The sequence below is a fragment of the Streptomyces sp. NPDC003284 genome (assembly GCF_053589675.1).
This window is the reverse complement of the sequence record NZ_JBSFSI010000002.1, coordinates 330,156-355,714: the sequence shown is the minus strand read 5'-3', so window position 1 is coordinate 355,714 and position 25,559 is coordinate 330,156. Positions and strand designations below refer to the sequence as shown.

At 68.5% G+C, this 25,559-nt stretch carries 19 protein-coding genes and 1 pseudogene; 7 read left to right on the top strand and 13 right to left on the bottom strand.

From position 1 onward, the window contains the following. Positions 1-203 precede the first annotated feature (203 nt). Genes ACWDYF_RS05065 through ACWDYF_RS05050 form a run of 4 tightly spaced genes read right to left on the bottom strand, consistent with a single transcriptional unit; the run spans position 204 to position 2,958 of the window. Positions 204-1,517, bottom strand: coding sequence for an alpha/beta hydrolase family protein (locus tag ACWDYF_RS05065; RefSeq protein WP_389472277.1), 1,314 nt, complete (start codon positions 1,515-1,517; stop codon positions 204-206). Next, positions 1,514-2,149 carry a transposase gene (locus ACWDYF_RS05060; RefSeq protein WP_389472275.1) on the bottom strand — a complete coding sequence of 212 codons (636 nt, stop codon included), beginning with the start codon at positions 2,147-2,149 and terminating at the stop codon, positions 1,514-1,516. The genes ACWDYF_RS05065 and ACWDYF_RS05060 overlap by 4 nt, the downstream gene beginning before the upstream one ends. A 27-nt stretch (positions 2,150-2,176) precedes the next feature. Then, the gene (locus ACWDYF_RS05055) at positions 2,177-2,653 is read right to left on the bottom strand and encodes an IS3 family transposase (RefSeq protein WP_389472273.1); all 477 of its coding nucleotides are present in this window, start codon (positions 2,651-2,653) and stop codon (positions 2,177-2,179) included. 20 nt (positions 2,654-2,673) lie between these two features. Then, on the bottom strand, positions 2,674-2,958 hold the full coding sequence (locus ACWDYF_RS05050; protein ID WP_389472271.1) for a transposase: 285 nt from the start codon (positions 2,956-2,958) through the stop codon (positions 2,674-2,676). Positions 2,959-3,022: 64 nt separating this feature from the next. On the opposite strand from ACWDYF_RS05050, the pseudogene ACWDYF_RS05045 reads away from it, so the two are divergent. After that, positions 3,023-3,340: pseudogene (locus ACWDYF_RS05045) on the top strand (IS66 family transposase); the annotation flags it as partial. A 19-nt stretch (positions 3,341-3,359) separates the two neighbouring features. Here the strand turns inward: ACWDYF_RS05045 and ACWDYF_RS05040 are convergent. Then, a complete protein-coding gene (locus ACWDYF_RS05040; protein WP_389472268.1) occupies positions 3,360-3,614 on the bottom strand; it encodes a hypothetical protein in 255 nt (84 codons plus the stop codon). Beyond that, positions 3,614-10,147, bottom strand: a complete 6,534-nt coding sequence (locus tag ACWDYF_RS05035; protein WP_389472265.1) for an RHS repeat-associated core domain-containing protein — start codon at positions 10,145-10,147, stop codon at positions 3,614-3,616. Before ACWDYF_RS05035 ends, ACWDYF_RS05040 begins: the two co-directional genes overlap by 1 nt. A 474-nt stretch (positions 10,148-10,621) precedes the next feature. Between ACWDYF_RS05035 and ACWDYF_RS05030 the strand changes: the two genes are divergently transcribed. Beyond that, complete coding sequence (locus ACWDYF_RS05030) at positions 10,622-13,798, top strand: hypothetical protein (RefSeq protein ID WP_389472263.1); 3,177 nt, start codon at positions 10,622-10,624, stop codon at positions 13,796-13,798. Positions 13,799-13,807: 9 nt separating this feature from the next. Here the strand turns inward: ACWDYF_RS05030 and ACWDYF_RS05025 are convergent, their stop codons facing one another. Next, the gene (locus ACWDYF_RS05025; RefSeq protein ID WP_451584261.1) at positions 13,808-14,092 is read right to left on the bottom strand and encodes a helix-turn-helix domain-containing protein; all 285 of its coding nucleotides are present in this window, start codon (positions 14,090-14,092) and stop codon (positions 13,808-13,810) included. Between the two features lie 227 nt (positions 14,093-14,319). Between ACWDYF_RS05025 and ACWDYF_RS05020 the strand changes: the two genes are divergently transcribed. The 3 genes from ACWDYF_RS05020 (at position 14,320) to ACWDYF_RS05010 (ending at position 17,480) form a co-directional block, all read left to right on the top strand. Continuing rightward, positions 14,320-15,213, top strand: coding sequence for a ketopantoate reductase family protein (locus ACWDYF_RS05020; RefSeq protein ID WP_026252983.1), 894 nt, complete (start codon positions 14,320-14,322; stop codon positions 15,211-15,213). Beyond that, positions 15,213-16,163 (top strand): VOC family protein, encoded by a 951-nt coding sequence (locus tag ACWDYF_RS05015; RefSeq protein WP_389472257.1) that lies wholly within the window; start codon positions 15,213-15,215, stop codon positions 16,161-16,163. Before ACWDYF_RS05020 ends, ACWDYF_RS05015 begins: the two co-directional genes overlap by 1 nt. Before the next feature lie 1,026 nt (positions 16,164-17,189). Beyond that, a complete protein-coding gene (locus ACWDYF_RS05010; RefSeq protein WP_389472255.1) occupies positions 17,190-17,480 on the top strand; it encodes an IS66 family transposase in 291 nt (96 codons plus the stop codon). Between the two features lie 223 nt (positions 17,481-17,703). Here ACWDYF_RS05010 and ACWDYF_RS05005 read toward each other — a convergent pair whose 3' ends face one another. From ACWDYF_RS05005 to ACWDYF_RS04985, 5 genes are all read right to left on the bottom strand, one after another. Then, complete coding sequence (locus tag ACWDYF_RS05005) at positions 17,704-18,240, bottom strand: hypothetical protein (RefSeq protein WP_389472252.1); 537 nt, start codon at positions 18,238-18,240, stop codon at positions 17,704-17,706. Next, a complete protein-coding gene (locus ACWDYF_RS05000) occupies positions 18,237-19,307 on the bottom strand; it encodes an RHS repeat-associated core domain-containing protein (protein ID WP_389472249.1) in 1,071 nt (356 codons plus the stop codon). The genes ACWDYF_RS05005 and ACWDYF_RS05000 overlap by 4 nt, the downstream gene beginning before the upstream one ends. 522 nt (positions 19,308-19,829) lie before the next feature. Further along, positions 19,830-20,279, bottom strand: a complete 450-nt coding sequence (locus ACWDYF_RS04995; protein ID WP_389472246.1) for a hypothetical protein — start codon at positions 20,277-20,279, stop codon at positions 19,830-19,832. 40 nt (positions 20,280-20,319) lie between these two features. After that, positions 20,320-20,688, bottom strand: coding sequence for a hypothetical protein (locus ACWDYF_RS04990; RefSeq protein ID WP_451584260.1), 369 nt, complete (start codon positions 20,686-20,688; stop codon positions 20,320-20,322). Between the two features lie 721 nt (positions 20,689-21,409). After that, positions 21,410-22,018: a TetR/AcrR family transcriptional regulator gene (locus ACWDYF_RS04985; protein ID WP_389472244.1), complete on the bottom strand. Its 609-nt coding sequence runs from the start codon at positions 22,016-22,018 to the stop codon at positions 21,410-21,412. 82 nt (positions 22,019-22,100) lie between these two features. Between ACWDYF_RS04985 and ACWDYF_RS04980 the strand changes: the two genes are divergently transcribed. After that, positions 22,101-23,021 carry an NADP-dependent oxidoreductase gene (locus tag ACWDYF_RS04980; protein ID WP_389472241.1) on the top strand — a complete coding sequence of 307 codons (921 nt, stop codon included), beginning with the start codon at positions 22,101-22,103 and terminating at the stop codon, positions 23,019-23,021. Positions 23,022-23,082: 61 nt separating this feature from the next. Here ACWDYF_RS04980 and ACWDYF_RS04975 read toward each other — a convergent pair whose 3' ends face one another. Further along, entirely contained in the window at positions 23,083-24,534 is a 1,452-nt protein-coding gene (locus tag ACWDYF_RS04975; protein WP_389472238.1) for an amidase, read from the bottom strand. 138 nt (positions 24,535-24,672) lie between these two features. On the opposite strand from ACWDYF_RS04975, the gene ACWDYF_RS04970 reads away from it, so the two are divergent. Further along, the gene (locus ACWDYF_RS04970; RefSeq protein ID WP_389472236.1) at positions 24,673-25,302 is read left to right on the top strand and encodes a TetR/AcrR family transcriptional regulator; all 630 of its coding nucleotides are present in this window, start codon (positions 24,673-24,675) and stop codon (positions 25,300-25,302) included. The last annotated feature ends 257 nt before the right edge of the window (positions 25,303-25,559 follow it).

Below are 25,559 nucleotides of genomic sequence, written 5' to 3'. Positions count from 1 at the left end.
TTCACGGACAACGGCGATACGGCGCGAACGCGCGCCCAAAGGGGCGGCTGCCGGCGGCGGTGAGCTGTGTGACGCCCCACCGGCCCCCGGTGCCCCACGAGCACCGCGGCCGGTGTTCCGCTCCGGCGCCCCCGTCCGGTTCCGCACCACGCCGGGGCCCCGGCCGGTGGCCCGAACACCCACCGTCGCACCGCACCCCCCGGTCAGCCGTTATGGCGGGTGCGGGCCGCCTCCAGCGCGCCGAACCACCGGGCGACCTTGGGCAGCGCCGCGAACACCGACCCGTTGTGGTCGACGTCCCCCTGGTCCATGACCGGGGCCGTCACCCCGTGCCCGGCCAGGGCGCGGGCGCAGCTGCGGGCGTTGCCGATGGGGACGTCGGTGTCGGCGTTCCCGGCGTACAGCCGCACCGGCGCGGCCGGTTTCCAGTCGCAGGAGCCGTCGTTGGCGTCGAGCGCCGCGCGCAGGCCGCCGCCGGGGTGGGCGAGCCGGGCCCAGAAGTCGTCGGTGACCAGCTCGCGCACGGTGGGCGCGAGCTGCGGGATGACCTCCTCCTCGGTGTGCCGCCCGTCGAAGAGGGCTTCGACGCGGTTCGCGTAGGGCGCCCGGAAGACCTCGGCGGGGTCCCGGTAGATCGGGTGCAGGCGGTTCTGCGCGACGAGGAAGTAGGCGAGGTAGAACACCCCGCTGACGTCGTTGACCCGGCCGTCGGTGAGGGCGGGGATCTCCTGGCCCGTCAGATCGTACGGGCCGCTGACCGGGGCCAGCGCGCGTACCCTGAAGTGCCGGTCGGCGCCGTTCTGGAGCGCCCGGCCGAGCGCCATCGCGACCTGGCCGCCCTGCGAGAACCCGGTCAGGTACACGTCCCCGGTCAGGGTCCGCCCCAGCCCGGCCGCCGCCGTGCGGGCCGCCCGCAGCATGTCCACCGAGGCGGTGACCGCCGAGCGCGTGTCCATGTACGGGTGGACGCCCGGCCCCTTGCCGAGGCCGAGGTAGTCGGGCGCGGCGACCGCGTGCCCGGCCGAGCCGAACAGATAGGACTGCGCCCGGTTGTCCTCCGCCACGGACGGCGCGTACTCCCTGTCGACCATGGTCCCGTGGGTGTCCGACACCAGACTCAGCCGCCGCCCGCCGCCCTCGGGCAGGGTGAGCAGTCCGGTGGCGGTGGTGGGGCGGCCGTACGGGTCGACGGTGCGGTACGTCAGCCGGTACGCGCGCACACCGTGGCGCACGGTGCCGGTGTCCATCGGCAGCGCGGCCAGATACCGCACGACCCCGGCCCGGCTGTGCGCGGCGACCGGGACGACGGAGAGGAGCGCGCCGCGGGCGTGGGCGTGGTCGGCCGAAGCCGCCGGGGCGCTGCCCGTGGTGGAGGAGGCGGCCGTCGCGGCGGGGGCGGCGGCGAGGGCGGCGAGGAGGAGGGCGGCGGAGGCGGCGAGGGTGCGGCGGGTGCGGTGGGTGCGCGGGGCGCGCCAACGGGACTGCGGGGATCGGCTGTTGCCGGTGTACGTCGTCATGCCCTGGACGCTACGGACACGCGGGGCACCCGGGACATCCGAGACTCCCCCGCCTGCGTGGTGGACTTGGCGACACCCCTGACCGTGCAGGTGACCGGAGGTTTCGATGACAGCGGAGGGCGCGCGGGACGCGGAGCCGGACAACGGCGACGACGGCAGTGGCGGTGGCGGTGGCGGCGAGGACCGTGAGGCGCGGGGGCTGCGGCTCGTACCGGTCCTGCTGGGGGCTGCGGTTCCCCCGTCGTGCGGGAGGTGCTGATCAGCTGGTCAGGTTCGTTCGCCGTTGCCTGGTTGGCGTAGTGCTTCTCCTCGAACTCGACGGGGCCGAGGTAGCCGAGTCGTTTCTGGATGCGACGGGAGTTGTAGAAGTCGTCGATGTACTCGAAGAGCGCGAGGTTCGCCTCGGCCCAGGTGGTGAAGGTGCGGCCGCGGATGCATTCGGTTTTGATGAGCATCCAGAGGTTCTCGGCGAGGGCGTTGTCGTACGAGTCGCCGACTGAGCCCATGGATGCCTGAACCCCAGTTGTCAGCTTCACGGACGTGTACTGGCAGCCGTGATCGGCATAATGGATCAGCTGTCCCGGCTCGACCTCGCGGGAGGCGAGCGCGTGCGCGAGCGCGGTGAGGACCAAGTCGGCGTCCGCGCGGGCAGAGATCTCCTACGCGACCCCCCTGTGGGAGAACGCGTCGCGGATCGCGGAGAGCCACAGAGGGCCCTCACTGGTGGAGACCATGGTGAGGTCGGTGACCCACAGCCGGTTCGGCGCGGGTGCGGTGAAGTCGCGTTCGACCCGGTCCGGAGCCAGGGCGGCCTTGGGGTCGCGGCGCGTGAAGCCGCCCCTGCGCGGGCTGATCCCGGCGATGTCGGCCTGGCGCATCAGGCGTTCGACCCGCTTGCGGCCCACGTGGACGCCCTCCCGCTTGAGGACGGCATGCACGCGTGGGGAGCCGTAGACGCCGCCGGAGTCGGCGTGGATCTCCTTGATCTGCTCGGTGAGCTCGGCGTCGCGGCGGATGCGTGTGCACGGCTCCTTCTGCGCGCGGCGCCACCGGTAGTACGTGGAGGAGGCGATGTGCAGTTCCCGGAGTACGGGCTCGACCCCCAGATGCGGGTGCTCGTCGAGGATCCCTGTCACCTGGGCCGGGTCGGGTCGAGCTAGGCCGCGAAAAAAGCCGAGGCCGTCCGCAGTACCTCGTTGGCCCGCTTGAGCTGGGCGTTCTCCTTGCGCAGTGCGGCGAGCTCGGCCCGCTTGTCGCTGGTCAGCCTGTCATCACACTCGCCGGCATGGGCCTCGGCCTGGCGGATCCAGCCGCGCAGGGCCTCCGGATGCACGCCGAGATCGACAGCCAGCCTCTTGATCTGCGGCTTCAGATCGGCGGTCCGGTACATCCGCACTGCACGCTCACGCAACTCCAGCGAGTACTTCCTGGGGGCAGCCAAGGTCGATGTTCCTCTCATGAGTCCCATCTGCCCCTCTGTCACCACACTCCGCATCTCGGGGGGAGCCTCACTCGCCGACGAAGCCAGGAAGCTGATTCGCCGCTTCGAACGCTACGAGGACATGATCCTTCGCTTCACCACGAACCTCGCGGTCTCTTTCAGCAACAACCTCGCCGAGCGCGGCCAACGGCCCGTCAAGGTCCGGCAGCGGACCTCCGGCGGCTGCTGGCACACCCTCCAGGGCCTGGCCGACTTCGCTGTCGTCCAGTCCTACCTGTCCACCGCCAGCAAGTGGGGCCGCGACAGACTCGACGCGCTCGCGGAGCTCTTCACCACCGGCGCGTGGCTCCCGCCCGCATTGGAACCCACAGCAGCAGCTTGACTCGCCGGCTGCCACCCGTTCAATCCCCGACGACGAGTTCATCGATATCGAGGAACGAAGGCCGGGTCAGTCCCAGAGCGGTTCCCACCTCGCGGATCAGCGCCGCCTCGTCGGCAGTCAGCGGTTCCTCCTCGTCCGACAGGGTGTCGCACAGCTGCTCAAGGCCTACTTCGGCCTCTCCTGCCCGGACATAGACGAGCAGTTCGTCTACCATCCCGGGCGGGACGTGCCGGACGAGCATCGCGGCCAGAGCGAGTAGCTTCTTGTTGATCATCAGCAGCCTCCAGCGTCGGGGAAGCCGGTGATGATTCCTTCGCCGGCGGGCTCGACAACGACTCTGATGCACACACCATCACGCTTTCCGAAGACTCGGAAGCGCGCGGGAGCTCCCTTGCGCGTCAGCATCCCACCACCGGGACCACCGCCTTCCCGTCGCGCTCCGGGATCGGTCGCCACGTCGGAGATGCGCTCCATTATGTCGTCCGCCGACCAGGACTCAGGGAACACAGTCTTCCCTGGGTTGCCGGGCCACTGATGTCCACCGCTCCACGAACCGTCAGCTCGTTGCTCGCCGCGCAGGATGTGATCCGTCCGATCCGCACTGGCAAGGTTGATCCGCCCGCCACCAGCCGACTCAGGCTGAACAGCTGCCTCGGAAGAAGCCTCCGAGAACGCCTTCCCCAGGAGGTCCGCGCCGTTCTGGGCGGTTCCGTAGCCTGCGGCAGCGATGCCGAGTCCGCCGACGATCGAGGGGACTCCGGCGATGCAGAGGACACCGGTTCCGCATTCGATCACGCCGGAGAAGGAAAGGGCCAGGCCGCCCCCTCCGCCGGCTATTCCGCCGCCGAACTGGATCAGCCCGCTCCAGAAGTTGGGGTCATGGGCCAGGGTGTTTCCGTAGTGGAGGACAGGCTCTATCTTCTCCTTGCCCCAGTCGAGGACATCGCTGCCCCAGTCGCTGAGGTCGTCCCACCAGCTACCTCCGCCGCCCCCGCCTCCGTTGTTGCTGCCGCTGTTGTCGTCATCCCAGTGGCAGCTGTAGTAGCAGCCGTCGTCGCCGACCTGCCCCGAGGGCTTGCCAGCGCCGTTGGGGTTGGCGGGGCCGGCCGGGCCTCCGTCGTTGCGGGGTTCGCTGTGGCCGGTGCCGTCGTCGAGCCAGGTTCCGGTGGGGTCGCTGTAGGTGGTGGGGTTGTGGGCGCTGTAGGCGTAGCCGCCGATGGTCTGGGGCTTGTCGAGTTCGAGGAGCGGGTCGACGCTGATGAAACGGCCGGTGGCGGGGTCGTAGTCACGGGCGCCGATGTGGGTGAAGCCGGTGGTGGGATCGGTGTCGCCGCCGATGAAGCCCTTCTGACCGGGCCAGAAGGTGGGCGCGGTGCCGCGGGAAGCTCCGTACGGGAGGGTCTTGCGGCGGTTGGTCGCGAGAGTGGTGGCGGAGATGGAGAGCGTGTTGGTGCCATGGGGGTCCGCGACGAGGATGCGGACCCTTCCGTCGCTGCTGGTGCGCACCGCTGAGCCGCCGGGCACCGTGTAGTAGCGCGTGCCCGCCAGCGCGTTGGTGGCCTTGGTGAGGACGAGTTCCTGACCGCCAGGGAGGTAGAGGGTGGTGGCGGTGGGCTCCCGCTGGAGGATGCGGGTGCCGTCGGCGTCGTAGAGGAATCTGGTGGTGGCGCCGGAGACGCTGGAGGTGGCGAGCCTGCCTTCCTCGTTCCAGGTGAGGTCCTGGGCGGGACCACCGGCAGGCGTCTTCTTGGTCAGGTTCCCGGTCGCGTCGTACTGGTAGGCGTCGGCGCCGGTTGCTCCGCCGGTGGCGGTGACGGTCCGTACGGCGTGCGGCTGGGCCGCACCGGTGGAGGCGGGGTAGCCGTAGGTGCGCGTGGTGTCGGCCGTGACGGGGCCCGCCTTGTGCTGGGTCTCGGTGGCGCGGTCACCGCTGTCGGTGAAGGTCCAGCTGGTCCAGTACGGGTCGGTGCTGCCCAGGCTGGGCGTACCGGAGCCGTTGACGGGCTTGGTGGTGCAGCCGTCCCCCGTGGTCCAGGCTTCGCTGAGGCGGCGGGCCCAGTCGTAGGTGTAGCACTGGTCGTCGACGACGGTGCCGTCGTTCTGGTCGTCGCGGACCCGGGTCAGGTTTCCGACGGTGTCGTAGGAGTACTTGATGTTGGACAGGGTCTTGGGGCCGGCGGCCTGGCGGTCGGTGATCGAGGTGGTCAGCCGCTGGGTGACCTTGTCGTAGCTCAGGGTCTGGGTGACGAGGGTGCCGAGGTTGCCGAGCTGAGCCTGGGCGAGCTGGCCGTAGGGGGTGTAGGTGGCGCCGCGCAGGTATGCCTGGGACAGGGTGCCGTCGACGATGGAGAGCTGGTCCTGGACGTAGTGGTCGGTGACCGTCTCCGCGGGCAGGGCCGTGGTGGCGTTGGTGTTGGTGGTGCTGTACGCGGTGGTGGCGGGCAGGCCGTTGACCGGAGTGGCGGTGGTCGCGACGGTGTAGGTACCGGCGAGCTTCTCCTCCCCGGCCACCGAGGGCACCGTGACCTTGCTGCCGGTCGGGCCGCCGGCGGTGTCGTAGCCGGTGACTTCCGTCTTGTAGGCGGCGGCCGGTGTGACGGATGTGTCGTAGCGGACGGAGGTGGCGGGCAGTCCCTTGCCTCCGGTGACCGTGTCGTAGGTCCACTCGGCGAGCTTGGTGCCCGTGGCGGAGCCGACGCGCAGACTCGTCTCGCGGCCGAGCTCGTCGTACGTGGTGGCCAGAGTGGTGTTGCGGGCGTCCGTGGTCGTGGCGACGCGGCCGTCGTTGCCGTAGACGGTGGTCCCGGCCCCCTTGTCGGGGTCGGTGGAGGCGATCTGACGCCCACGCAGGTCGTAGGTGTACGTCCAGGTGTTGCGGCCGGACGCGTCGGTGACCTTGGTGAGGTTGCCGACCGGGTCGTAGGTGTAGCGCGTCGCTTCGTAGCGGTCGGCGGACGCACCGATGACCGGGGTGCGGTCCTTGTACTCGCGTCGTTCGATCGTGCGGCCGCGGATGTCGCTGACGGCCAGTTCAGCGGTGCCGCCCGCCGGGGGCAGCACAGCGGTCCAGGTGTCGCCGTAGGTGGTGGCGGTGCGCCACTTCTCCACGTTCAGGGAGAGGGTCACCGCTGCGGTGGGGCGGCCCCTGCCGTCGTACTCGGTCACCGTCGACGCGGGTATCTGATTGGGCGTGACGCTGAGCAGCGTCGCCGACACGGGCTGGTCGTTGTAGAACGGCGCGTCCGTCTGGAAGGCGCGGCCGTGGGTGTCGTAGAAGGTGTCGGTGACGGTGCGGCCGGTCACGCCCACGGCGTCGGCCTGGGTCTGGCGCTCGCGCAGCAAGGAGTCGTACAGGGTGACGGAGGTGGCCCAGGTCCCGTCTTCACGGCGCTGCTTGGTCGTCACGGCCGAGGGCACGGTGGCGGAGACGCTGTAGGTGAAGGTGGCGTTGGGGTCCTCGGTGGTGGCCCGGCCCGTGCTCCACGCCTTGGTCAGACGGCCCAGGCTGTCGTACTGGCTGGTCGCCGTTCGTCCGTTCGCGTCGGTTGTGGTGAGGGTGAGGCCGCGCAGTCCGTCGAAGGTGCTGGTGGCCGCCTGGTTCTTGACGTTGGAGACGGTGACGGTGGTGGGCTGCGCGCCGGTGGCCGGTGTGTAGGCGGTGGTGACCGGCTGGTTGTCCTGGCCCCTGCTCGTGGTCACGCGGCCGTACTGGTCGTACGAGGCCTGGCTGGTGGTCTCCCAGACAAGGGCGCCGTCGGCGCCGAGCTTCGGCGCCTGTTCGGTCTTGGTGACGTTCACCTGGCCGGGCTTGGGTGCCGTGCCGGGCGCCTGGCCGTCGTAGGACGTGCGGGAAGAGCTGGTGATTCCGGTGTTGAGGATCCCGCCGTCGCAGCGCGGGGAAGTGACGCTCACCGTTTCGCTGGGGTAGGCGATCAGCCAGTTGGCCGTGTCGGGGGTGACGTAGGTGGTACGGGTGCAGACGGGCTGGACGCCGTGCTCGCTGTCGCCGCTGTCGCCCTGGGAGGTGACCAGGCCGTAGACCGGGTCGTAGGTGCGCGTGGTGGTCAGAGTGCGCCACGTCGTGCCGTCGTCGAGCAGCGTGGAGGCTTTCTCGGTGACCGTTCCGGAGAGACGGGCGACGGCGTCGGGCAGGGCGGGGCCGTCGGTCCCCGGCTTGTCGGGGTCGGTGATCCCGGTGATGTGCTGGGTGGCGGTGGCGTCGGATTCCCAGGGGAGGTAGGTCGTTTTGGCGACGACCTTGCCGTCGGTGCCGTCCTTGTCGTAGGTGCGGGTCTCGGCCGCCCGGCCGGCGAAGTCTTCGCGGTCGGTGATGCCGTTGACCTTGGAGGCGTTTCTGGGGCTGCCGTCGGCGAGGGTGTCGCCCGCCATGCCGAGGAAGTAGCTGGTCTCGGTCTTGGTGCGGTTCGCCGTGCCGGTCAGGGTGCGGACGGTGCCGTATCCGCGGAAGGTGCTCCAACTGCGGTGCTTGTCGAGCGTGAACTCGCTGTCGTCCCGCCGCCAGTTCGGTCCGTCGGCGTACTCGTAGGTCGTGGTCTTCGAGGGTGATCCGGAGCCCGCGGTGGTGTCGTCCTCGGTCACCTGGGTCACGACGTACTTGTGGAACCAGTCCTTGACCGGGTCGACGGCGCCGTCCAGTGTCCACCAGGACGGGTAGCAGCGCTTGGTGTTCTTGTCCGGTGCGGGCAGCTTGCCCGTGGTGCACTCGGTGGGGCTGTACGTGACCAGCGTGTCGGCGCCGGTCTCATTGGTGATGCGGGTGATGCGGTACTTGTTCAGCGGCGGCCGGCCCTCGGAGGAGTCCACCCGGTTGGGCATCAGAGCGGAGCCGAAGGTGATGGCCGGTGTGGACAGGTCGGCGAGAGCACCCGCCTTGGCGGTGTGCTGGACCGAGGCCAGCCACAGGCCCGGGGTGGAGACATCACCGGTGCCCGGGTAGGACTGGGTGAGGCTCCAGGTGTCGACGGGCTGCATCGTGCCGCCCTGCAGCGCGAAGGTGTCGACCGACTTCAGGCGCTTGGTGGACCAGAACGTCGGAGCGGCCTCCAGGCACTGCTTGCCGTCCTTGCAGTCCAGATCGACAGGTACGTCCGGCCAGTTGGTGGCGTGGTCCTTGTCGAAGGTGCAGCCGGACAGGCACCGGTCCGCGACGTCGAACTTCACCTGACCGGCCGGGTTGGCGGTGGTGAGGGCCTCGCCCGCGCGCAGTCCGTAGTCGATCCGGGTCAGGTAGCCGCCGCGGGTGTAGGAGACCGGCTTGTCGATCTTGTTGTTCTGGGCGTAGTAGCCCAATTCCTTGGCGTAGTACAGGGCCATGGCGTCGTTGTGCGGGTCCACGACGTAGTCGAGGTTCCAGCGCCAGCCCTGGGTCTGTGCCGAGGAGGCGAAGTCCGAACCGTGTCCGGGCTCACCGCTGTGGTTGCCGTAGACCGGGACGGTGAACACGGAGTTCGTCTCGCTCTTGCCGCTGCTCCAGCCGGGCAGCCGGTTCTTCCCGAACCAGTACTGGGTGCCGTCGGCGGTGGTGAGCTTCCAGTACTCGTAGTCCTGGTCGCCGTTCACGTCGTCCGGGGAACTGCCCTTGATCAGTTCGACGCGGGAGCCGTCGTCGTCAGCCTGCTTCCACACGTTGTTGCCCGCGTCCCACACCAGCGGTGTGGACCTGCCGTTCAGGGACAGGGTCGCGTTCTGGGACTTCCAGCACAGGTCACCGACCTTCTCGGTGTTGTTGCCGCCCTTCTTGTCGTTCTCGCACGGGGCGTAGGTCCGCTCGACGTATCCGGGCGAGTACTCCCAGCCCTCACCGATCCAGGAAGTCTGGTTATTGGTGGAGGAGGTCCGGCCGTCCACGGCCGAGGAGTTGTAGGAGAGTCCGACCTTGGGCTCAAGGCCGCCCGGTACGGGCGGTACCCCGAAGGGGATGTTCCAGCCGAACCCGCCGGAGTTCCCGCCCGCCGACCACGATCCGGACGCGGTCAGCGAGGTGGCCTTGAAAGAGCCCGCGTCGCCGGAGGCGCCGGCCTCGGCGGCGAGTACCACCGTGCCCTGCGCGGAGGACCTGCCTGCGGCGGGGGAACCCGGTGCCTCGGCAGGGGGAAGCGCGACCGTCGCGGTCAGGGTGTGCGACTTCGTGTCGTTGTCCGTCGCCAGCGGTACGCCCTGGCGGCATCCGACCGCCTCGGGGGTCGTCAGCGCGCAGGCGGGCAGTTGCACGAGACGCAGACGTGAGGCCCAGTCCGCACCGTAGGCCGCGGTGATGCCTGTGTAGTCCACCTGGACATCGGCCGCTCCGGCCGTGCCCGAGGTGTCGGTGGGCCGGAGCGACAGCAGCAGGCCCTCGATCCCCGCCCGTTGGGCGGCGGTGCGGTCGGCCACCTTCACGTGCAGCCGGTCAGGTGCCGTGCTGCCGGTGTCCCGGACCATCTTGCCGCTCCCCCGGACCGGGTGGGAGGCCCTGCCGACGCTGACCGGAAGCGAGCCGGCCCGCACGCGGCGCTCACCGTCGTGCGCCTTCGGCTTCGATCCCGCCGTGACCGCGGGCAGCACGACGTCTGCTTCCCCCGCACCCGGCCAGGCCGCCTTCCCCGGTGGGTGCCAGATGTTCAGATCGGACTGCGAACGCACCGCCGTGTGATGGGTGACCAGGTCCGTGCCCGGCACCGATACGGGCTTGGGCACGGCACGCGGGGAGAAGGGACCAGCGGGCGCGGCCCAGCTCGGCGCCTCCAGCAACGTCATGCACAGGACCACGGCGAGCAGACCGGCCAGGGCGGTCACCAGGCCGCGCACCCGCAACAACCGAGGTGCCGAAAACGGCATGGCAAAGCTGCGGCGGAACGCCATGGAAATCCCCACCCTCAGACCTGCTCGCTACAAAGATCAGACACAGGAAACCCGATTAAGTGCCCCATACACAAGAGGAAAAGTGGCGAATTTAAGACGTCGGCAGAAGCCTCTTGAGTCAAATCGATCTTCACACCACCAACACATCCCAATACGTTTTCACTGGTAGGAATGGGGGGCAAAAATAGACAAATATTTACAATAAGTACACATGTGGAGGTGATGTGAATACTCGCGCGAGTTGCCGGAACGCAAACGCAGCCCACGTGCTCGGAGATCGAATGCTCCACAATTCAGCGACAGGATTCGCGTACTCTCCGGGGCGTACTCCCTGAAAGGAATCTGATGAAATATCCTCGCCTCATACGTCGTGGAAGGAGGCGTCTGGCAACGGCACTCCTCGCCCTCTCTTTCTCGGCGGTGGCAGGTGTCAGCGCGCAGACGCTCCCGGCCGCAGCCGCAGCCACCGCCCCGGAGGAGGACAGTCCGCCCGCCGCGCCGCCGGCCAGTTCCGAGAACAAGGCGGCCGGCCTCGCCGCGAAGAGCGGGCAGCCCGTCGAGATCCTGGACCGGCGCGAGGAGGACGCCGAGACGTTCGCCAACCCTGACGGGACCACCACCCGCCGCCAGTACTCCACCCCCGTGTGGTCGCGCTACGAGGGCGTGTGGAAGAAGGCCGACGCCACCGTGGTCCGTCGGCCGGACGGCACGGTGGGCCCCGCCTCAGCGACCTTCGGGATCACCTTCTCCGGCGGCGGCACCACTCCCTTGGCATCCATGACCAAGGACGACAAGCAACTGTCACTGTCATGGCCCACAGCTCTGCCGCAACCGGTTCTGGAGGGCAACACCGCCCTGTACAAGTCGGTCCTGCCAGGCGTCGACCTGAAGGTCATCGCCGAGGTCGACGGGTTCGCGGAAGACCTGATCATCAACACCCCGCAGGCCGCCGCCGATCCGGCCGTCCGAAGCATCAGACTCGGCGTCGGCACCGTCGGTGTCACCCTCGCCGACGACGGGAGCGGCAACCTGACCGCCGTGGACGCGGACGGCAACGCCGTCTTCAGCGCCCTGCGGCCCAAGATGTGGGAGCAGCCGTCCCTCCCCGGCGCTGCCGCGAAGAGAACGCACATCAGCGCGGCCGACACGGACGGTCAGCCGAGATCCGCTCCGGTGGGCGTCGAGGTCTCCGGCGACACCCTCACCCTGACACCGGATCCCACCCTGCTGGCCACCGCCGATCAGTTCCCGCTGGTGGTGGATCCGCCCTTCTCCGGCGGCAAGCGCAAGAAGTGGGCTGTCGTGTACTCCGCGACCCCGGGCGCCGACTATCCCAACGGCTCGGGATGGAACTCCGACAACCCCAGCGACGAACCCCGGGTCGGCTTCAACGGCACCGGCAGGACCCGCTCGTTCTTCGCGATGGACACCAAAGGGCTGGCGGGCGCGGACATCCTCAAGGCCACCTTCGCCGTCGTCGAGACCCACTCCTGGGGCTGTGACGCCTCGGCCGCCGGGCCGACCGAACTGTGGTCCACCGGCAGCATCGACACCACCCCCACCTGGAACAGCCAGCCGAGCTGGTCGCAGAAACTCGACTCCGCCTCCTACGCCCACGGCAACCCCACGTACTGCCCGGGGAATCTCGGACACGACTACCACTCCGACGCGCTGACCGACTACATCCAGAAGGCCGCCGACAACGGCTGGAGCACGCTCGCCTTCGGTCTGCGGGCCGAGAGCAGCCACGAAGGTGACCACGACAGCTACAAGCGGTTCACCAACAACCCGGCTCTGGAGATCACCTACAACTTCAAGCCCACCGTCGACGAGTACCACGCCTACGAAGGCACCTGGAGCCCCGGCGGAGACGGCAACAAGCAGGTCCCCTGCAAGGGTCTGGTCGGCAACAGCGGGATAGCACTCACGGCGAAGCTCATCGACAAGGACGGAGGGAAGGTCACCGGCGAGTTCTCCGTGGTCAACTCCGTCGGCAAGACGGTCGCTTCCGCCACCGACACGGTTGCCACCGGACAGACCGCCTCGGTCACTGTGGCAGCCGGCAAGATCCCCAACGGGTCGTACACGTGGACGGTCCGCGCCAAGGACGACGAGAGCACCACCAGCAGCACCACCGCACCCTGCGGCTTCACCGTCGACCGCATCGGGCCCGCCGACGCAGTCGTCGTGACCAACACCGACGGCACGGCCGCGGACGAGGCCACCGACATCTACACCGCCCGCAAGGCTCTCCCATTGCAGCTCAGCAACACCGCCGACGACCTGGCGGGCTTCTGCTGGAACACCGACCAGTACATCTCCGTCTCCAGCACCCGCTGCTCCAACGGCAACTGGGTCGACGTCGGCACCGACCACCACAGCGCGCGCATCACCATCACCCCCAGCGGCACCCCGAACAGCACCCTGCACGTGCTCGCCTTCGACAAGGCCGGCAACCACTCCCCCTACGACCGGGCCAGCGACGCCGTCATCCTCAGTACCACTCCCTCCGACTTCGTATACGCCCCCGCCAAGAACCCCGGCACCGGTCTGGCACACACGGATCTCCCGGGCGACCTCACCGGCGACGGCCACACCGACATGGTCGCCATCGACGCGACCAGCAAGCTGCGCCTCTACGCGGGCGACGGCACCGGCAGGGTCTCTCCCGCCGACATCGTCGGCACGGGCGGCTGGAGCAACGCCCTCATCGCCCACCGCGGCGACCTGCGCGGCTTCACCGGCCAGGGCGCCGCACCCGACGGATACGAGGACTTCGTCGTCCGGCTGAGCAACGACAAGCTCTATGTCTACGGAGGCGACGGACTCGGCCGGCCCGCCTACGACACCCGAACCGAACTCGTCCATCCCAATGTCGACACCGCCCCCGACTGGCGCCGCATCCGGCAGATCGTCACCCCCGGTGACATCGACCGGAACAACACGCCGGGCCATGAAGCAGGCAACGACCTCATCACCATCGAGTGCACGACCGACGCCTGCACGGACGCCCAGCTGTACCTCTACACCGGCAACACGATCGGCGGCGGGGGCCAGGACCAGACCGAACCGTTCGACCTCAACAACCGCACCGTCATCGGCACCCGCGGCTGGAAGGACTACACCAACCTCGCCCTCGGTGACCAGAACGGGGACGGCGTCCAGGACCTGGTCGCCCGCAACCCCAGCACCGGCGAGCTCTTCCTCTACCCCGGCCGCATCACCGACGGAACGTACTCTCTCGGCACGCGCGTGCTGTACGGGACGTCGGGCTGGGACCGCCGCCCGCACCTCGCCTCACCGGGCAACGTCCAGGGAACCGTCACCACCGGCACCTACAGCGACCCCGACGCCGGAACCGACATCACCTACCACCAGTTCCAGCCCACCGCCGGTGAGACCTACGGCGACGTCTGGGCCACCACACCCGCAGACGCGAACTACACCGTCAGTTACACCGACGACTCCGGTGCGGAACAGACCACCAAGTGCCCCACGGGGTGCCTGCTCTTCTATCCCGGCACCCCCACCACCCTTCGCAAACCGAAGCTCGTGGGAACGAGCAGCTGGGACACCACCATCACCGACATCTCCTGAGCCGGCCGCTCACGGCTGAGCAGGACCGGCCGGGCCTCGGCGGCGGGGGCGTCCGTGTGTGGGACGCCCCCGCCGCGGCCTGTGCGAGGTGTGCAGCAGCCGCCCTGTCGAGGTCGGCGCAATCCCGCGCGGGTGGCGTTCGAGCAGGCTGGGTCCCAGTTCCCGCTTGAGTCGCTTCACGTGCCGGCTGACGGCCGACTGCATACAGCCCAGGTCACGGGCGGCACCGCTGAGCGAACCGGTTCGGCAGGCGGCGGCAAAGACACGGAGATCGTCAATTAGTGCGGGACCCAAGCTATTGCTTGGGTGTTTCCTAGCAAACCCGTGGATTGACTTAGGTCCCGGCAGGTTTGATCATCGTTCCGGGCCCAGGACGGCAACCCGCCCGCTGTCTCTTCGGCGGTCCGGACGCGGTCCTGAATGCGGGCGCGTGCCGACCCACCACGGGCCCGACCGGCTTCCCGGCCCCGGCCCCGGCCGCCCCACCTCTCGACTCATTGATTTCCCGGACAGGAGCACACATGAGCACAAGCAGGACGACCGTGGCGGTTCTCGGCCCAGGCGGCGTCGGCGGCCTGGTCGGCGCGCTGCTCGCCCGTGCCGGACACCGCGTCGTCTGCCTGGCGGGGGAACAGACCGTTGCCGTGCTGCGCCAGGACGGGTTGCGCGTCGACAGCAACCGGTACGGGGAGTTCACCGTGGCGGTGGAGTCCGACACCGAGTTGCGCGAGCCGGTAGATGCCGTCTTCGTGACGGTCAAGCAGACCGCGCTCGCCGAGGCGCTCGACCGCATCCCGGCCGAGGTGCTCGGCACGGCGGTCGTGGTACCGCTGCTCAACGGCCTCGACCATCTCGCCGTACTCCGCGAGTGCTTCCCCTCTGCCCAGGTCGTCGCGGGCACCATCCGGGTCGAGGCCACCCGCACGGCGCCTGGCCGCATCGCCCACACCAGCCCTTTCGCCGACCTTGAACTCGCCGCCCCCCTGGATGACTTCGTGGAGCTGCTGCGACAGGCCGGTCTGGGCGTGACCGTACGCGAGGACGAGAGCGCGATGCTCTGGGACAAACTGGCCTTCCTCGCTCCGTTCGCCCTGCTGACCACCCGCCACCAGTCCGACGTCGGTGCCGTCCGTGATCGGCACCGGCTCGAGCTGCTCACCGTCCTCGACGAGATCGCGGCCGTAGCCCTCGCCGCCGGCACGCCGGTGAGCGCCGAGGGGCTACTCTCCTTCTTCGACCGCGTCCCTGGGACGATGAGGTCCTCGATGCAGCGCGACGCCGAGGCCGGCCGCCCGCTCGAACTCGACGCCATCGGCGGAGCCGTCCTGCGCGCCGGAGCCGCCCACGGCATCGCCGTCCCGGCCACCGCCCGACTGGTCGCCGAGGTGGCGCAGTCCGCGAAACGGGTGGCCTGATGGGGCGGCCCGCCCCGGCGCGATGGTCCCGGGCCGAGGAGTTCCTGTCCGCCCGCGGCGCCGCCCGGACGGCCCATCCGGGCGGAACGCTCCTGGACCACCTGCACCGCGTCGCGCGCTTGCTCTCCGCCTGGGACGCCGACCCTGACGTCCAGCTCGCGGGGCTGTGCCACGCCGCCTACGGAACAGACGGATTCGACGGGTCACTCCTGGGCATCACCGAGCGCGGGGTGCTCGCCGAACTGATCGGCGATCGCGCGGAGGCCCTGGTGTACCTGTACGCAAGCTGCGACCGGGCGGCCGTCTATCCGCGCCTGGGCAACGTACTTCCGGTGGTCTTCCATGACCGCTTCACGGGCCGGGAACACACTCCGGCCGAGGCGGACGTACGCGCCATCGTGGAGATCACGGCCGCCAACGAGCTCGACGTACTGGCCCACCACGCCGGGCTGGCCGAACGCCACGGCCCGGCCCTGTACCGCCTGTTCGCCCGCTCACGCGATCTGCTGTCCGCACCCGCGTGGAACGCCTGCGCCGAGCATCTGGCCCGGTACGCCCCCGAGCCGGGGATCGTGATCAGCGGCCTGGACCACCTGGTGCTGACCGTCACCGACGTCGAGCGGACCACCGCCTTCTACCAGCGGGTCCTCGGCTTACGGCCCGTCACCTTCGGGGAGGGGCGCCGCGCGCTGGGCTTCGGCAGCAGCAAGATCAACCTCCACCGGGCAGGCCGCGAACGCCTGCCCCACGCCGCCCGACCCACCCCCGGCAGCGCCGACCTCTGCCTGGTCACCGAGACCCCGCAGGAACAAGTGCTGGCCCATCTGGCCGCCTGCGGGGTACCCGTGGAGGAAGGCCCGGTACCGCGCACCGGCGCCCTCGGCCCGATCCTCAGCACCTACCTGCGCGACCCGGACGGCAACCTGATCGAAATCTCCACCTACACCTGACCAAGCCCCTGGGCGGGTGAAGCTGTTGCCCCAAGCCTCCAGCCGAGAGCCGCGCAACGCCGAGCGTCCCACCTTGACCTGGTGACAGAACGATTGCTGATGGAGCGGCCGTGACAAGTAGCCCGCCTCCCAGGTGACATCCAGGCTGCTTCGGCCCGGCTCTTCTGCCGGCCTCTTCGGCTCTGCCGGTGACAACTGTCGAGCCTCGGCACAGTACGGTCGGTCGATCGGGTCACGCAGTGTTCGCCCGGCGCATCTCCATATACCCGGTTCTTCACCACCAGCCCCTGGCCACCGTCGGCTCCCCTGTGTGCTCGTCAAGCCGGCCCTGGCCGCAGTCCGGACACGAGACCAGGCCCACCTCACCCTGCCGGTCGGCCACCTGGCCCAGTACCCGCAGCCATGAACCGCACTCGCCCACGTGGGCAATTCTCGAACATCCAGCTCGCCCGAAATGCACCTACGAAGAACACGCGTCACAGTCGGGCGATCAAGAATCACCGCAAGCCCTTCACTGAGGTCACACCGGCTGGCAGTTTCCATCACTCCGTCCAGTGGATCAGCCCAGCTGATCAGCCTGGTCAGTGCCCCATAAGATTCAGATTCCAACATCACACAACAGCACCTCATTTGAACTTAATGTGAGCGATAGTTCCGTCAGGGAGCCAAGTCGTCTTGTAGGCCAACTCCGTGACATCCTTTACATCGACCCGCTTTCGATAGATGGCAAAGGATCCTGGAACCCTCCCAGGCACCTTGTAGCTGAACTCGGCGCCGCCTTCGGGAAGGCGAATTATGTAGCTGTTCGCATCTAACCGGCGCAGTGTTCGGGGTGTCCAAGCGGCAGGTGTTCGAGGTGGCCCCGCCTCCGCCGCCGACGACCTGCCCGGGTTGCGGGCAGGTCACCGTGGGCACGGCACCGTCGGGGGCAGGTGGTCGAGTGCAGTGGGGCCGGGTGTCAAGGCCGCGCGATGCTCGCGGTGATGGCCCATCACCTGCCCTTCGGCCGCGCGAGGCGGCTTCTGCGTGACCTGGCAGGCGTTGACTGCTCGACCGGACGACGAGTGCACCGCACTGCACACCGGCGGCCGCACCACCGCCGACATCGACGCCGGTCAGATCCTGGACGGCTCCAGCGGGATCCTGGTCCGCGACGGCTACGGCGGCTACGCGCACCTGCTGGACGCCGTCCACGTGTGGTACGGCGCGCACACCCTGCGCGACCTCAAGGCCGTCCACGACGCCGACCCCGACCAGCAGACCGGCGCCGAGGCCATGGCCAGCGGGCGGGCCGGTTCGACAAGTACCGCGACATGATCCTGACCTTCGTCCACGACCTGACGATCCCCTTCACGAACAACCCGGCCGAGTCGGAGGTGAGGAGGCGCGAAGGTCCGCCAGCGGGTCTCCGGCTGTCGGCGGACGCTGGACGGACCCGCCGACCTCGCCGTCTCGACGCGCTCACCCAGCTCTTCACCACCGGCCCCTGGCTGCCACCAGAGCCGTCAGTTCCCCCCGGTCTGAGCCCATCGGCACCGCATCACCACGCGCTCAGGACGGCCTGAGCCGCCGTGAGGGGATCCCGATGGTGCAGCAGAGTGTCAACCACGCTCCGCAGCAGGTCGCCTGCGAGCTTGAACGCCATCTCGGAGGACCCTGCTTCGTCGAAGCCCGCGCGGTCGACCCGCAGCAGCCCGGCCGGCAAAGCTCTGACTGCAGGGTCCCCGGCCAGCCCGTCGAGTACTGCACCGGCGAAGTCGCGCGGCAATCCAGCCACCAGTGGACTGCCGAGCTCGCTGGCACACGTGGCGACCGCGCCAAGCCCCATCGCCTCGCAGAATGGGACCTCGAACACGGTCGACGAACCCTGCGGGTCCGGCGAGAACTCGGCTCCGAGCAACGCCCGCATGGTCATCCCACCAAACGCCCGGCTCAGTTCCACGACCGCCCGTACCGCGCGCTCAGGGCCCGGCGAAGCGGAACGTTCGCAGTGTGCCACGTGCATCGCGACGTACGCAGCAGACGACTCGTCTGTCCGAACCGCGGCACGACGGCCGCCTTCTGCAAGGATGATCACCGTGGCTCCAATCCCCATGCGCGACGCCAGTTGTCGTTGAACATCTCCGGGAACTGGTCGATCACTTCGGGCGTGTAGTTCTTCATCAGAGGGTGCGTCTGTAGCGCCAGCTCGTGGGCATCCTCATACGACATACCGCCATCCATCATCCCGGCCTCGGTGAGCTCGTGTCGCATGAGGTTCTGCTCGCCCTCGGAGAGCAGAGGCCCATCTGCCATGCCCTGACGGATCCCGTCGATCATGGCATCGTCCGCCGGAGAATGATCGGGCTCGGGACGTCCCAGATGATTCGAGACCCGCGTCAGATCCTCGGGTGAATAGCTACGGACGGAGCCTTCGGCTCCTGTACTTGAGCCCGCTGCCTCGGAAGAAGCCTCCGAGAACGCCTTGCCCAGGAGGTCCGCGCCGTTCTGGGCGGTTCCGTAGCCTGCGGCAGCGATGCCGAGTCCGCCGACGATCGAGGGGACTCCGGCGAGGCAGAGGACACCGGTTCCGCATTCGATCACGCCGGAGAAGGCAAGGGCCAGGCCGCCCCCTCCGCCGGCTATTCCGCCGCCGAACTGGATCAGCCCGCTCCAGAAGTTGGGGTCATGGGCCAGGGTGTTTCCGTAGTGGAGGACGGCCTCTATCTTCTCCTTGCCCCAGTCGAGGACATCGCTGCCCCAGTCGCTGAGGTCGTCCCACCAGCTACCTCCGCCGCCCCCGCCTCCGTCGTTGCGGGGTTCGCTGTGGCCGGTGCCGTCGTCGAGCCAGGTTCCGGTGGGGTCGCTGTAGGTGGTGGGGTTGTGGGCGCTGTAGGCGTAGCCGCCGATGGTCTGGGGCTTGTCGAGTTCGAGGAGCGGGTCGACGCTGATGAAACGGCCGGTGGCGGGGTCGTAGTCACGGGCGCCGGGAGGGCCTTGCGGCGGTTGGTCGCGAGAGTGGTGGCGGAGAGGGAGAGCGTGTGGGTGCCATGGGGGTCCGCGACGAGGATGCGGACCCTTCCGTCGCTGCTGGTGCGCACCACTGAACCCCACCACCCTTCGCAAACCGAAGCTCGTGGGAACCAGTAACTGGGACACGACCATCACCAACATGTTCTGACCCGCTCGCTCACAGCCGAACGGGGCTGGGCGGGATCTCGTCGGCGGTGGCGTTCACGCCCCGGACGCCGCCGCCGCGGCCTACGCGCTGATCGCGCTCACGGCCTTGACGATGGGCCTGCGCAACGCCACCGTCCCCCGTCCGCAAACCGGGGGTCGTCCACCACGACCTGGCCGCCCCCCCTGCTGCTCGCCGAGCTGGCGGCGGGGGTGCTGGCGGTCGTTGCTTCGGGACGGGAGTGAGGGCCTGGCCAGACCAATCACGTTGCAGGCAAAAACAGTCTTCGGTCAGCGAACGCCAAGAGGATCCCCGTGACAAGGGTCGCTCCCCAAACATATCTGGGAATAATCCCCGATGGAAAGAAACACAAGAAATCACACGCCGCGATTCTTCACCCTCATGCATCGACGCGGCACCAATAGGCCACAGCCAGCACAGCAAATTTCACATCCAGCGCACTCAAACACAATGCGCCGGAACCGAAGAGTCCAGAAACCGAGACGGATCTATCGCAAACCCAAAATCTTTAGGTATGTCGGATTGGATTCGAACTCTGGATGCTTATCCAGGATGCATGCCAGCCCCCTGTCAACGAAGGCTGACACCTGACTCATGAAGTCACCCAATCGACAACGTCCGACGACAGGGTCCCATGAGCGCACAATATCCAACCCTCCCTCCACCGAAACAACGTCTATCGTCATATCATTCTCCGTAAAGCTAATCTTACCTACACCACCCTCCTGCACCGCCCGAGCGGAAAGGAGAAGGCAAAACATGAAGTCCACGATCGGAACACCGAAGAATGACTCACCCCATTGACCGTCAACGGAGAACGAGATATCCGTCTCGAAATAGCCGTACCTGATGTCCATCTCGCTCGCCGTTACGACCCCCTCAACCTCCCCAGCCGAAAGCTCTCGCATTGTTTCGCAATCAAAGTCGATGCTTATCATTTTCTCCCCCATATGCCGGAAAATGGAAGATATGCCGCAATCAATCGATTCCCGGGATCCCGTCCACATGCGCAAGTCCCGAAGAGACGGTGGATCCCGCCTGAACCTCACTGAACCCAGATGAGTCATCCAGGGTCGCGCCATTGTGAATTGCAGGCCCTACTTCCACCAGGATGCCTTCACCCATGAAGATTCGATGACCGGCATCTGGCCAACTCCACGACCCGATGGCGACTTCTACCAGAGGGGCGACAACGTCCGCGACTCTCGTGTTCTCCACGGAGCCGCCATACCGAACAAATGGGGCATTATAAACAGCCTCCCCCAGTGCGTTATGAACAAGGAACTCGGGCAGAGTCTCCGGGAGTTTCACCCACTCACCGTGCAGGCTGCCTTCGTAAACATCCATGGGGAAGTCCGGATCGTATCCCCAGATCCGAAAGAAAGACTGCCTTGCCCTTTCGCATGCCGATATTTCCCGGCAGGGCGAATCGTTTGACTCCAAGGAGTGGGGTGGAATATTGGGCCGCCAAATCGTACCAGGCATGCAGTGATTCAGGCAGGCCCGTGCAACCGGCTGCTTCTTCGGCAGGCAGGTCCGGCTGTCCATACCAGTCAGCGATGAACCGAGGAAGACTGATAGACGCAAGATCGATCACCGAGTCATTATCACACAGTCAAGAAGTCGCTGCCAATATCCGAGTCAGCCCACTTCTCGCCACTGGTAAGCTTGATCTCTTCGCCGATCAGATACTTGACGATATCTCTCGGGTTTCATTCAAGGCCATCACGGAGAGACCGCAAGAATTCCAAGAATCCACGCGCCACAACTTGTAGTTCTGATTTTCCCACCTCTTAAGCGGCATCCAGAATGGGGCCGCCTGCGAGTCGGATCACCTCTCCCGTTGGCCGATCGATGGCAAACAATGCGCAGCCGCCGTCGGATCCGAATACGACGATCGACTCCGAACTCATATCCTGCGCTTCCTCAAGGCCGTCCACGACACCGACCCCGGCCCCCGGCGGCTCCCCCGCGGCTTGACCAGCCGCACCCACAGATCACTCGTGGTGGGCGAAGTCCGGCACGCTCTCGACCGACGCCGGATCGTCGATCGACCGCGCCGGTCCGGCTACTGGGGCGCGGCTGCGGTCGCGCGTACGGCGGTGAGCGCCCGGCGGGTCAGGGGGCCGAAGTCCTCGCCGGTGCCGGTGTCCGTGTCGGTGCCGGTGTCCGTGTCGGTGTCGGGGGCGATCCACTCGTCGTAGGCGATCTCCCAGACGAGTGTGCCCAGTTTCGCGGCCATGCGGGCGGTCGGGGGCGGGGTGCCGCGGCGGGTGAGGGCGTCGGTCATCGCGGTGGTCAGCTCGGTCCGTTTCAGGGCTTCGCGTTCCAGCAGTTCGATGTTGGCGTTCAGTACGGCCTGGCGCCGGGCGCTGAACTCGCGGCGGTCGGCGGTGAAGAAGGTCCGGCCGAGGGTGTCGAGCGCGTGCGCCACCGCGTCGAGCGGTCCGGCCTCCGAGGGCGCCGAGGCGATCGCTTCGACGAGCAGACCGGTCAACGCGCCCCGGCCGAAGAGCACCTCGCGCTTGTCCGGGAAGTACCGGAAGAACGTGCTCTTGGTGAGTCCCGCGCGCTCCGCGATCTCGATGACGGTCGTGTTCTCGTAGCCGTGCTCCTCGAAGAGGTCGAGGGCGGCGGCGGCGAGTCGTCCTGGTGCGTCGGGTTGCCAGCGGGCCATGGGAACAGTGTACGGGACTTGGTCCCATCACCGGTGTAGGGTCGATAAGACCAAGTCCCATCACCGGTCGAGGAGATCACCGATGAGCAGAGCCGTCCGTTACCAGCGCTTCGGCGGTCCCGAAGTGCTCGAACTGCGGGAGATACCCGAGCCGCACGCCGCCCCGGACGAGGTCCGCGTCCGGGTCACCGCCGCCGGGCTGAATCCGATGGACTGGCAGATCGCCGCACAGCCCGACATGGCGGCGCGGTTCGGGATCGCCCTGCCGGCCGGGTTCGGCAGCGACTTCGCCGGGGTGGTGGACGAGGTGGGCGCCGAAGCCGCGGGGTTCGCGGTCGGCGACCGGGTCTACGGGGCCGCGATCGGGCGGTCCGTCGCCGATTTCGTGCTGGTCGAGACGCCCGCGGCACATCTGTGGCCCACCCCGGAGGGCGTACGTGACGAGGTGGCGGCCACGCTTCCGGTGTCCGGTCTGACGGCCGCGGCCGCGCTCGCCGCGGTCGGGCTGCGCTCCGGGGACACCGTCCTGATCGGCGGGGCGGCCGGTGGAGTGGGCGTCTTCGCCGTGCAGTTGGCGCGGCTCGCGGGTGCCCGGGTGCTCGGCACCGCCTCCGAGGGCACGTTCGGGTTCCTGCGCGGGCTCGGCGCGGAACCCGTGGCGTACGGCCCCGGCCTGGCGGACCGGGTGCGGGCCCTGGCGCCCGAGGGGATCACCGCCGCGACGGACCTGTTCGGCAGGGAGGCGGCCGAGACCGCGGTCGGACTCGGCGTGGCGCCCGAGCGGATCTCCGTCGTGGCCGACGGGCCCGCCCCGCCGCCCGGTGTGCGCAGGGCGGGCGCCTACGACGCGGGTCCGGACGACCTGGCACGGATCGCCGAGGCCGTCCGGTCCGGCGGGATCACGGTGCCGGTCGCGGCCACCTTCCCGGTCGAGCGGATCCGCGAAGCCGTCACGACGCAGGCCGGGCGGCACGTCCACGGCAAGATCGTGATCACGCTGTGAACAGGCGATGTTCCGCATGACATGAACTGCCGTGTCCGCTCCATGCCCGGCGGCGCGTTCCTCAGCGGGCCGGGTGGTTCCCGGCCCATACCGCGGGGGTCCGGCCCGACCACGGACTCGCCTGTTCGAGCTGGCCGGCGAGGCGGAAGAGCAGGCTCTCGCGGCCGTATCCGGCGGCGAACTGCATTCCTACCGGAAGCCCCGTCCCGGCATCGGACGTCACCGGTACGGACATGGCGGGCGTGCCCGCCACGTTGAACGGCAGGGTGAACGGCGACAGATCGGTGATGCGCTCGATCCAGCCGAGGCCGTCCAGTGCCTCCGCGCCCTCGGTGTGCGTGCCCAGCGGCAAGGGGAGCTCCGGCAGGGTCGGCGTGAGGAGGACGTCGTACGCGTCGAAGTACCGCGCCAGGCTCCGGGACACCCGGTTCCGCATCGCGAGAGCGGTGAGGAACTGCGCGCCGCCGACCCGCTGCCCGTAGCGGTAGCCGGCGAGGGTGGCCGGTTCGAGGGTCGAGGAGTCGACGGGACGGCCGAAGGCGGCGGCCAACTCGTCGACCAGGGCGGTGACGTTCACCGTCATGAGCCGGGCGTTGGCGACGACGAACTCCTCCCAGTCGGCCCCGAGGCCGACCTCGGTCTCCGCCACCCGGTGACCGAGGGATTCGAGGAGCCGCACGGTGCGGGAGAGGGCGTCGGCCACCGGTGCGGTGGTGCGGCGCCCGCCCCACGCCTGGGCGAGCACGCCGATGCGCAACGAGCCCGGAGGACGGGTGACTTCCTCCGCGTACGGCCGTGACGGCTGCGCGGCGAAGTAGGGGTCGCCCGGTTCCGGGCCGCGTATCTGGTCGAGCAGTACCGCACTGTCGCGTACGGTGCGGCTGACGCCGCCGTGCACGGCCAGGCCGCTGAAGACCTCGTCGACGCCGGGCCCCATGGACACCCGGCCACGGGTGGGTTTGATCCCGAAGAGGCCGTTGTGGGCGGCGGGGACACGGAGCGATCCGGCGGCGTCGGTGGCATGGGCGACCGGGACCACCCCCGCGGCGACGGCGGCGGCCGCGCCTCCGCTGGAGCCGCCCGCGCTCCGCTCCGGGTCCCACGGGTTGCGGGTCGCGCCGTACAACACCGATTCCGTCGAGATGCCGTAGGCCAGCTCCGGGGTCGCGGTGCGCCCGAACGTCACGAGACCGGCGCGGCGGAAGCGTCGCATCAGGGCGGAGTCGGAGGCGGCGACGTTACCGGCCGCCAGACGGCTTCCCAGCTCCGTCCGCCGGCCCGCCATGGCCACCGCGATGTCCTTGATCAGGAAGGGGACACCGGCCAGGGGTGCGCTGCCGGGGGCCGGTTCGTCGTCGGACGGCCAGGTCTCCACGACGGCGTTGATCCGCGGATCGACCGCCTGTACCGCCTCGCGTGCGGCCGCCTCCAGTTCGGCGGGGAGCACCTCGCCCTCGGCCACCAGCTCTGCCAGCCCGACCGCGTCGAAGCCCACGTATTCAGAAGCTTTCACTGCCACTCCTCGGCAAGAACAGACAGGAACGAACAGGAACGATACCGATTAGTCTCGGACGATACCCTACGGTATCGAAGGGGGCTGACTGGTACCGTGGCGAGGTGCGGACCCCACGATCGGAGTGACGGAGCAGTCATGGCATCGAGCCTCAGCAGGCCGGGCAGAGTGGCGAAGCTGCCGCCGCGTGAGCGCATCCTCGACGCGGCCGAGGAGCTCTTCCAGCGAGAAGGGATCCGGCAGGTGGGGGTCCAGGCGATCGCCGACAGGGCCGAGACCACCAAAATGGCGATCTACCGGCATTTCGAGACCAAGGACGCGCTGGTCGCGGAGTGGCTGCGGATCGTCGCCGCCGATTATCAGGCGGCCTTCGACCGTGTGGAAGCCGCGTACCCGGACCGGCCCGAGGAGCAGATCCTGGGCCTGGCCCGCTTCATCGCCGAGGGGCTGCCGACGATCTCGTACCGGGGCTGCCCGTTCATCAACTCCCTCGCCGAGCTGCCCGACCGGCTGCACCCGGCCCGGCAGGTGATCGAGGAGCACAAGGCCCACCAGACCCGCAGGCTGATCGCCATGTGCGCCGGTGCCCGGATGCCCGACCCCGAACAGGCCGCGGCCGAGATCACCTTCGTGCTCGAAGGGGCGCAGGTCAGCACGCAGAACGGCAGCATCGACCGGGCGGGAGACCGCCTGATGAAGATCGTCGAGGGAATCGTGGCCCGGCACCGCTCCGACGCCGACGCCGACGCGTCCAGGGCGGCCGACTGACCGCCCGTGCGGGCCGCGCGGGCACGGTCAATTCCCTAGGTACCCATCTCCGTCAGTCGACCGAGGAGCCGGGAAACGCTGCCTTCCCTGACGTCGCCCCCGTAGAACACGTACGACGTCCAGTTGAACGGCTGAACCGGGAATCCCCAGCCGCCGGAACAGTGGTCATCGGTATCACTCGCGATGATTTCCTTCACCGCCGTGAGCTGGGAGTGATCGCACTCCAGCCATTCGGTCGTCGAGTCGGGGACGTCTCT

Coding starts and splice junctions, on each gene's coding strand:
- ACWDYF_RS04980 (WP_389472241.1), top strand. CDS start 22,101: ATGAGCAGAGCCGTCCGTTACCAGCGCTTCGGCGGTCCCGAAGTGCTC.
- ACWDYF_RS05065 (WP_389472277.1), bottom strand. CDS start 1,517: ATGACGACGTACACCGGCAACAGCCGATCCCCGCAGTCCCGTTGGCGC.
- ACWDYF_RS05000 (WP_389472249.1), bottom strand. CDS start 19,307: ATGGTCGTGTCCCAGTTACTGGTTCCCACGAGCTTCGGTTTGCGAAGG.
- ACWDYF_RS04985 (WP_389472244.1), bottom strand. CDS start 22,018: ATGGCCCGCTGGCAACCCGACGCACCAGGACGACTCGCCGCCGCCGCC.
- ACWDYF_RS05020 (WP_026252983.1), top strand. CDS start 14,320: ATGAGCACAAGCAGGACGACCGTGGCGGTTCTCGGCCCAGGCGGCGTC.
- ACWDYF_RS04990 (WP_451584260.1), bottom strand. CDS start 20,688: ATGGATGTTTACGAAGGCAGCCTGCACGGTGAGTGGGTGAAACTCCCG.
- ACWDYF_RS05015 (WP_389472257.1), top strand. CDS start 15,213: ATGGGGCGGCCCGCCCCGGCGCGATGGTCCCGGGCCGAGGAGTTCCTG.
- ACWDYF_RS04995 (WP_389472246.1), bottom strand. CDS start 20,279: ATGATAAGCATCGACTTTGATTGCGAAACAATGCGAGAGCTTTCGGCT.
- ACWDYF_RS04970 (WP_389472236.1), top strand. CDS start 24,673: ATGGCATCGAGCCTCAGCAGGCCGGGCAGAGTGGCGAAGCTGCCGCCG.
- ACWDYF_RS05040 (WP_389472268.1), bottom strand. CDS start 3,614: ATGATCAACAAGAAGCTACTCGCTCTGGCCGCGATGCTCGTCCGGCAC.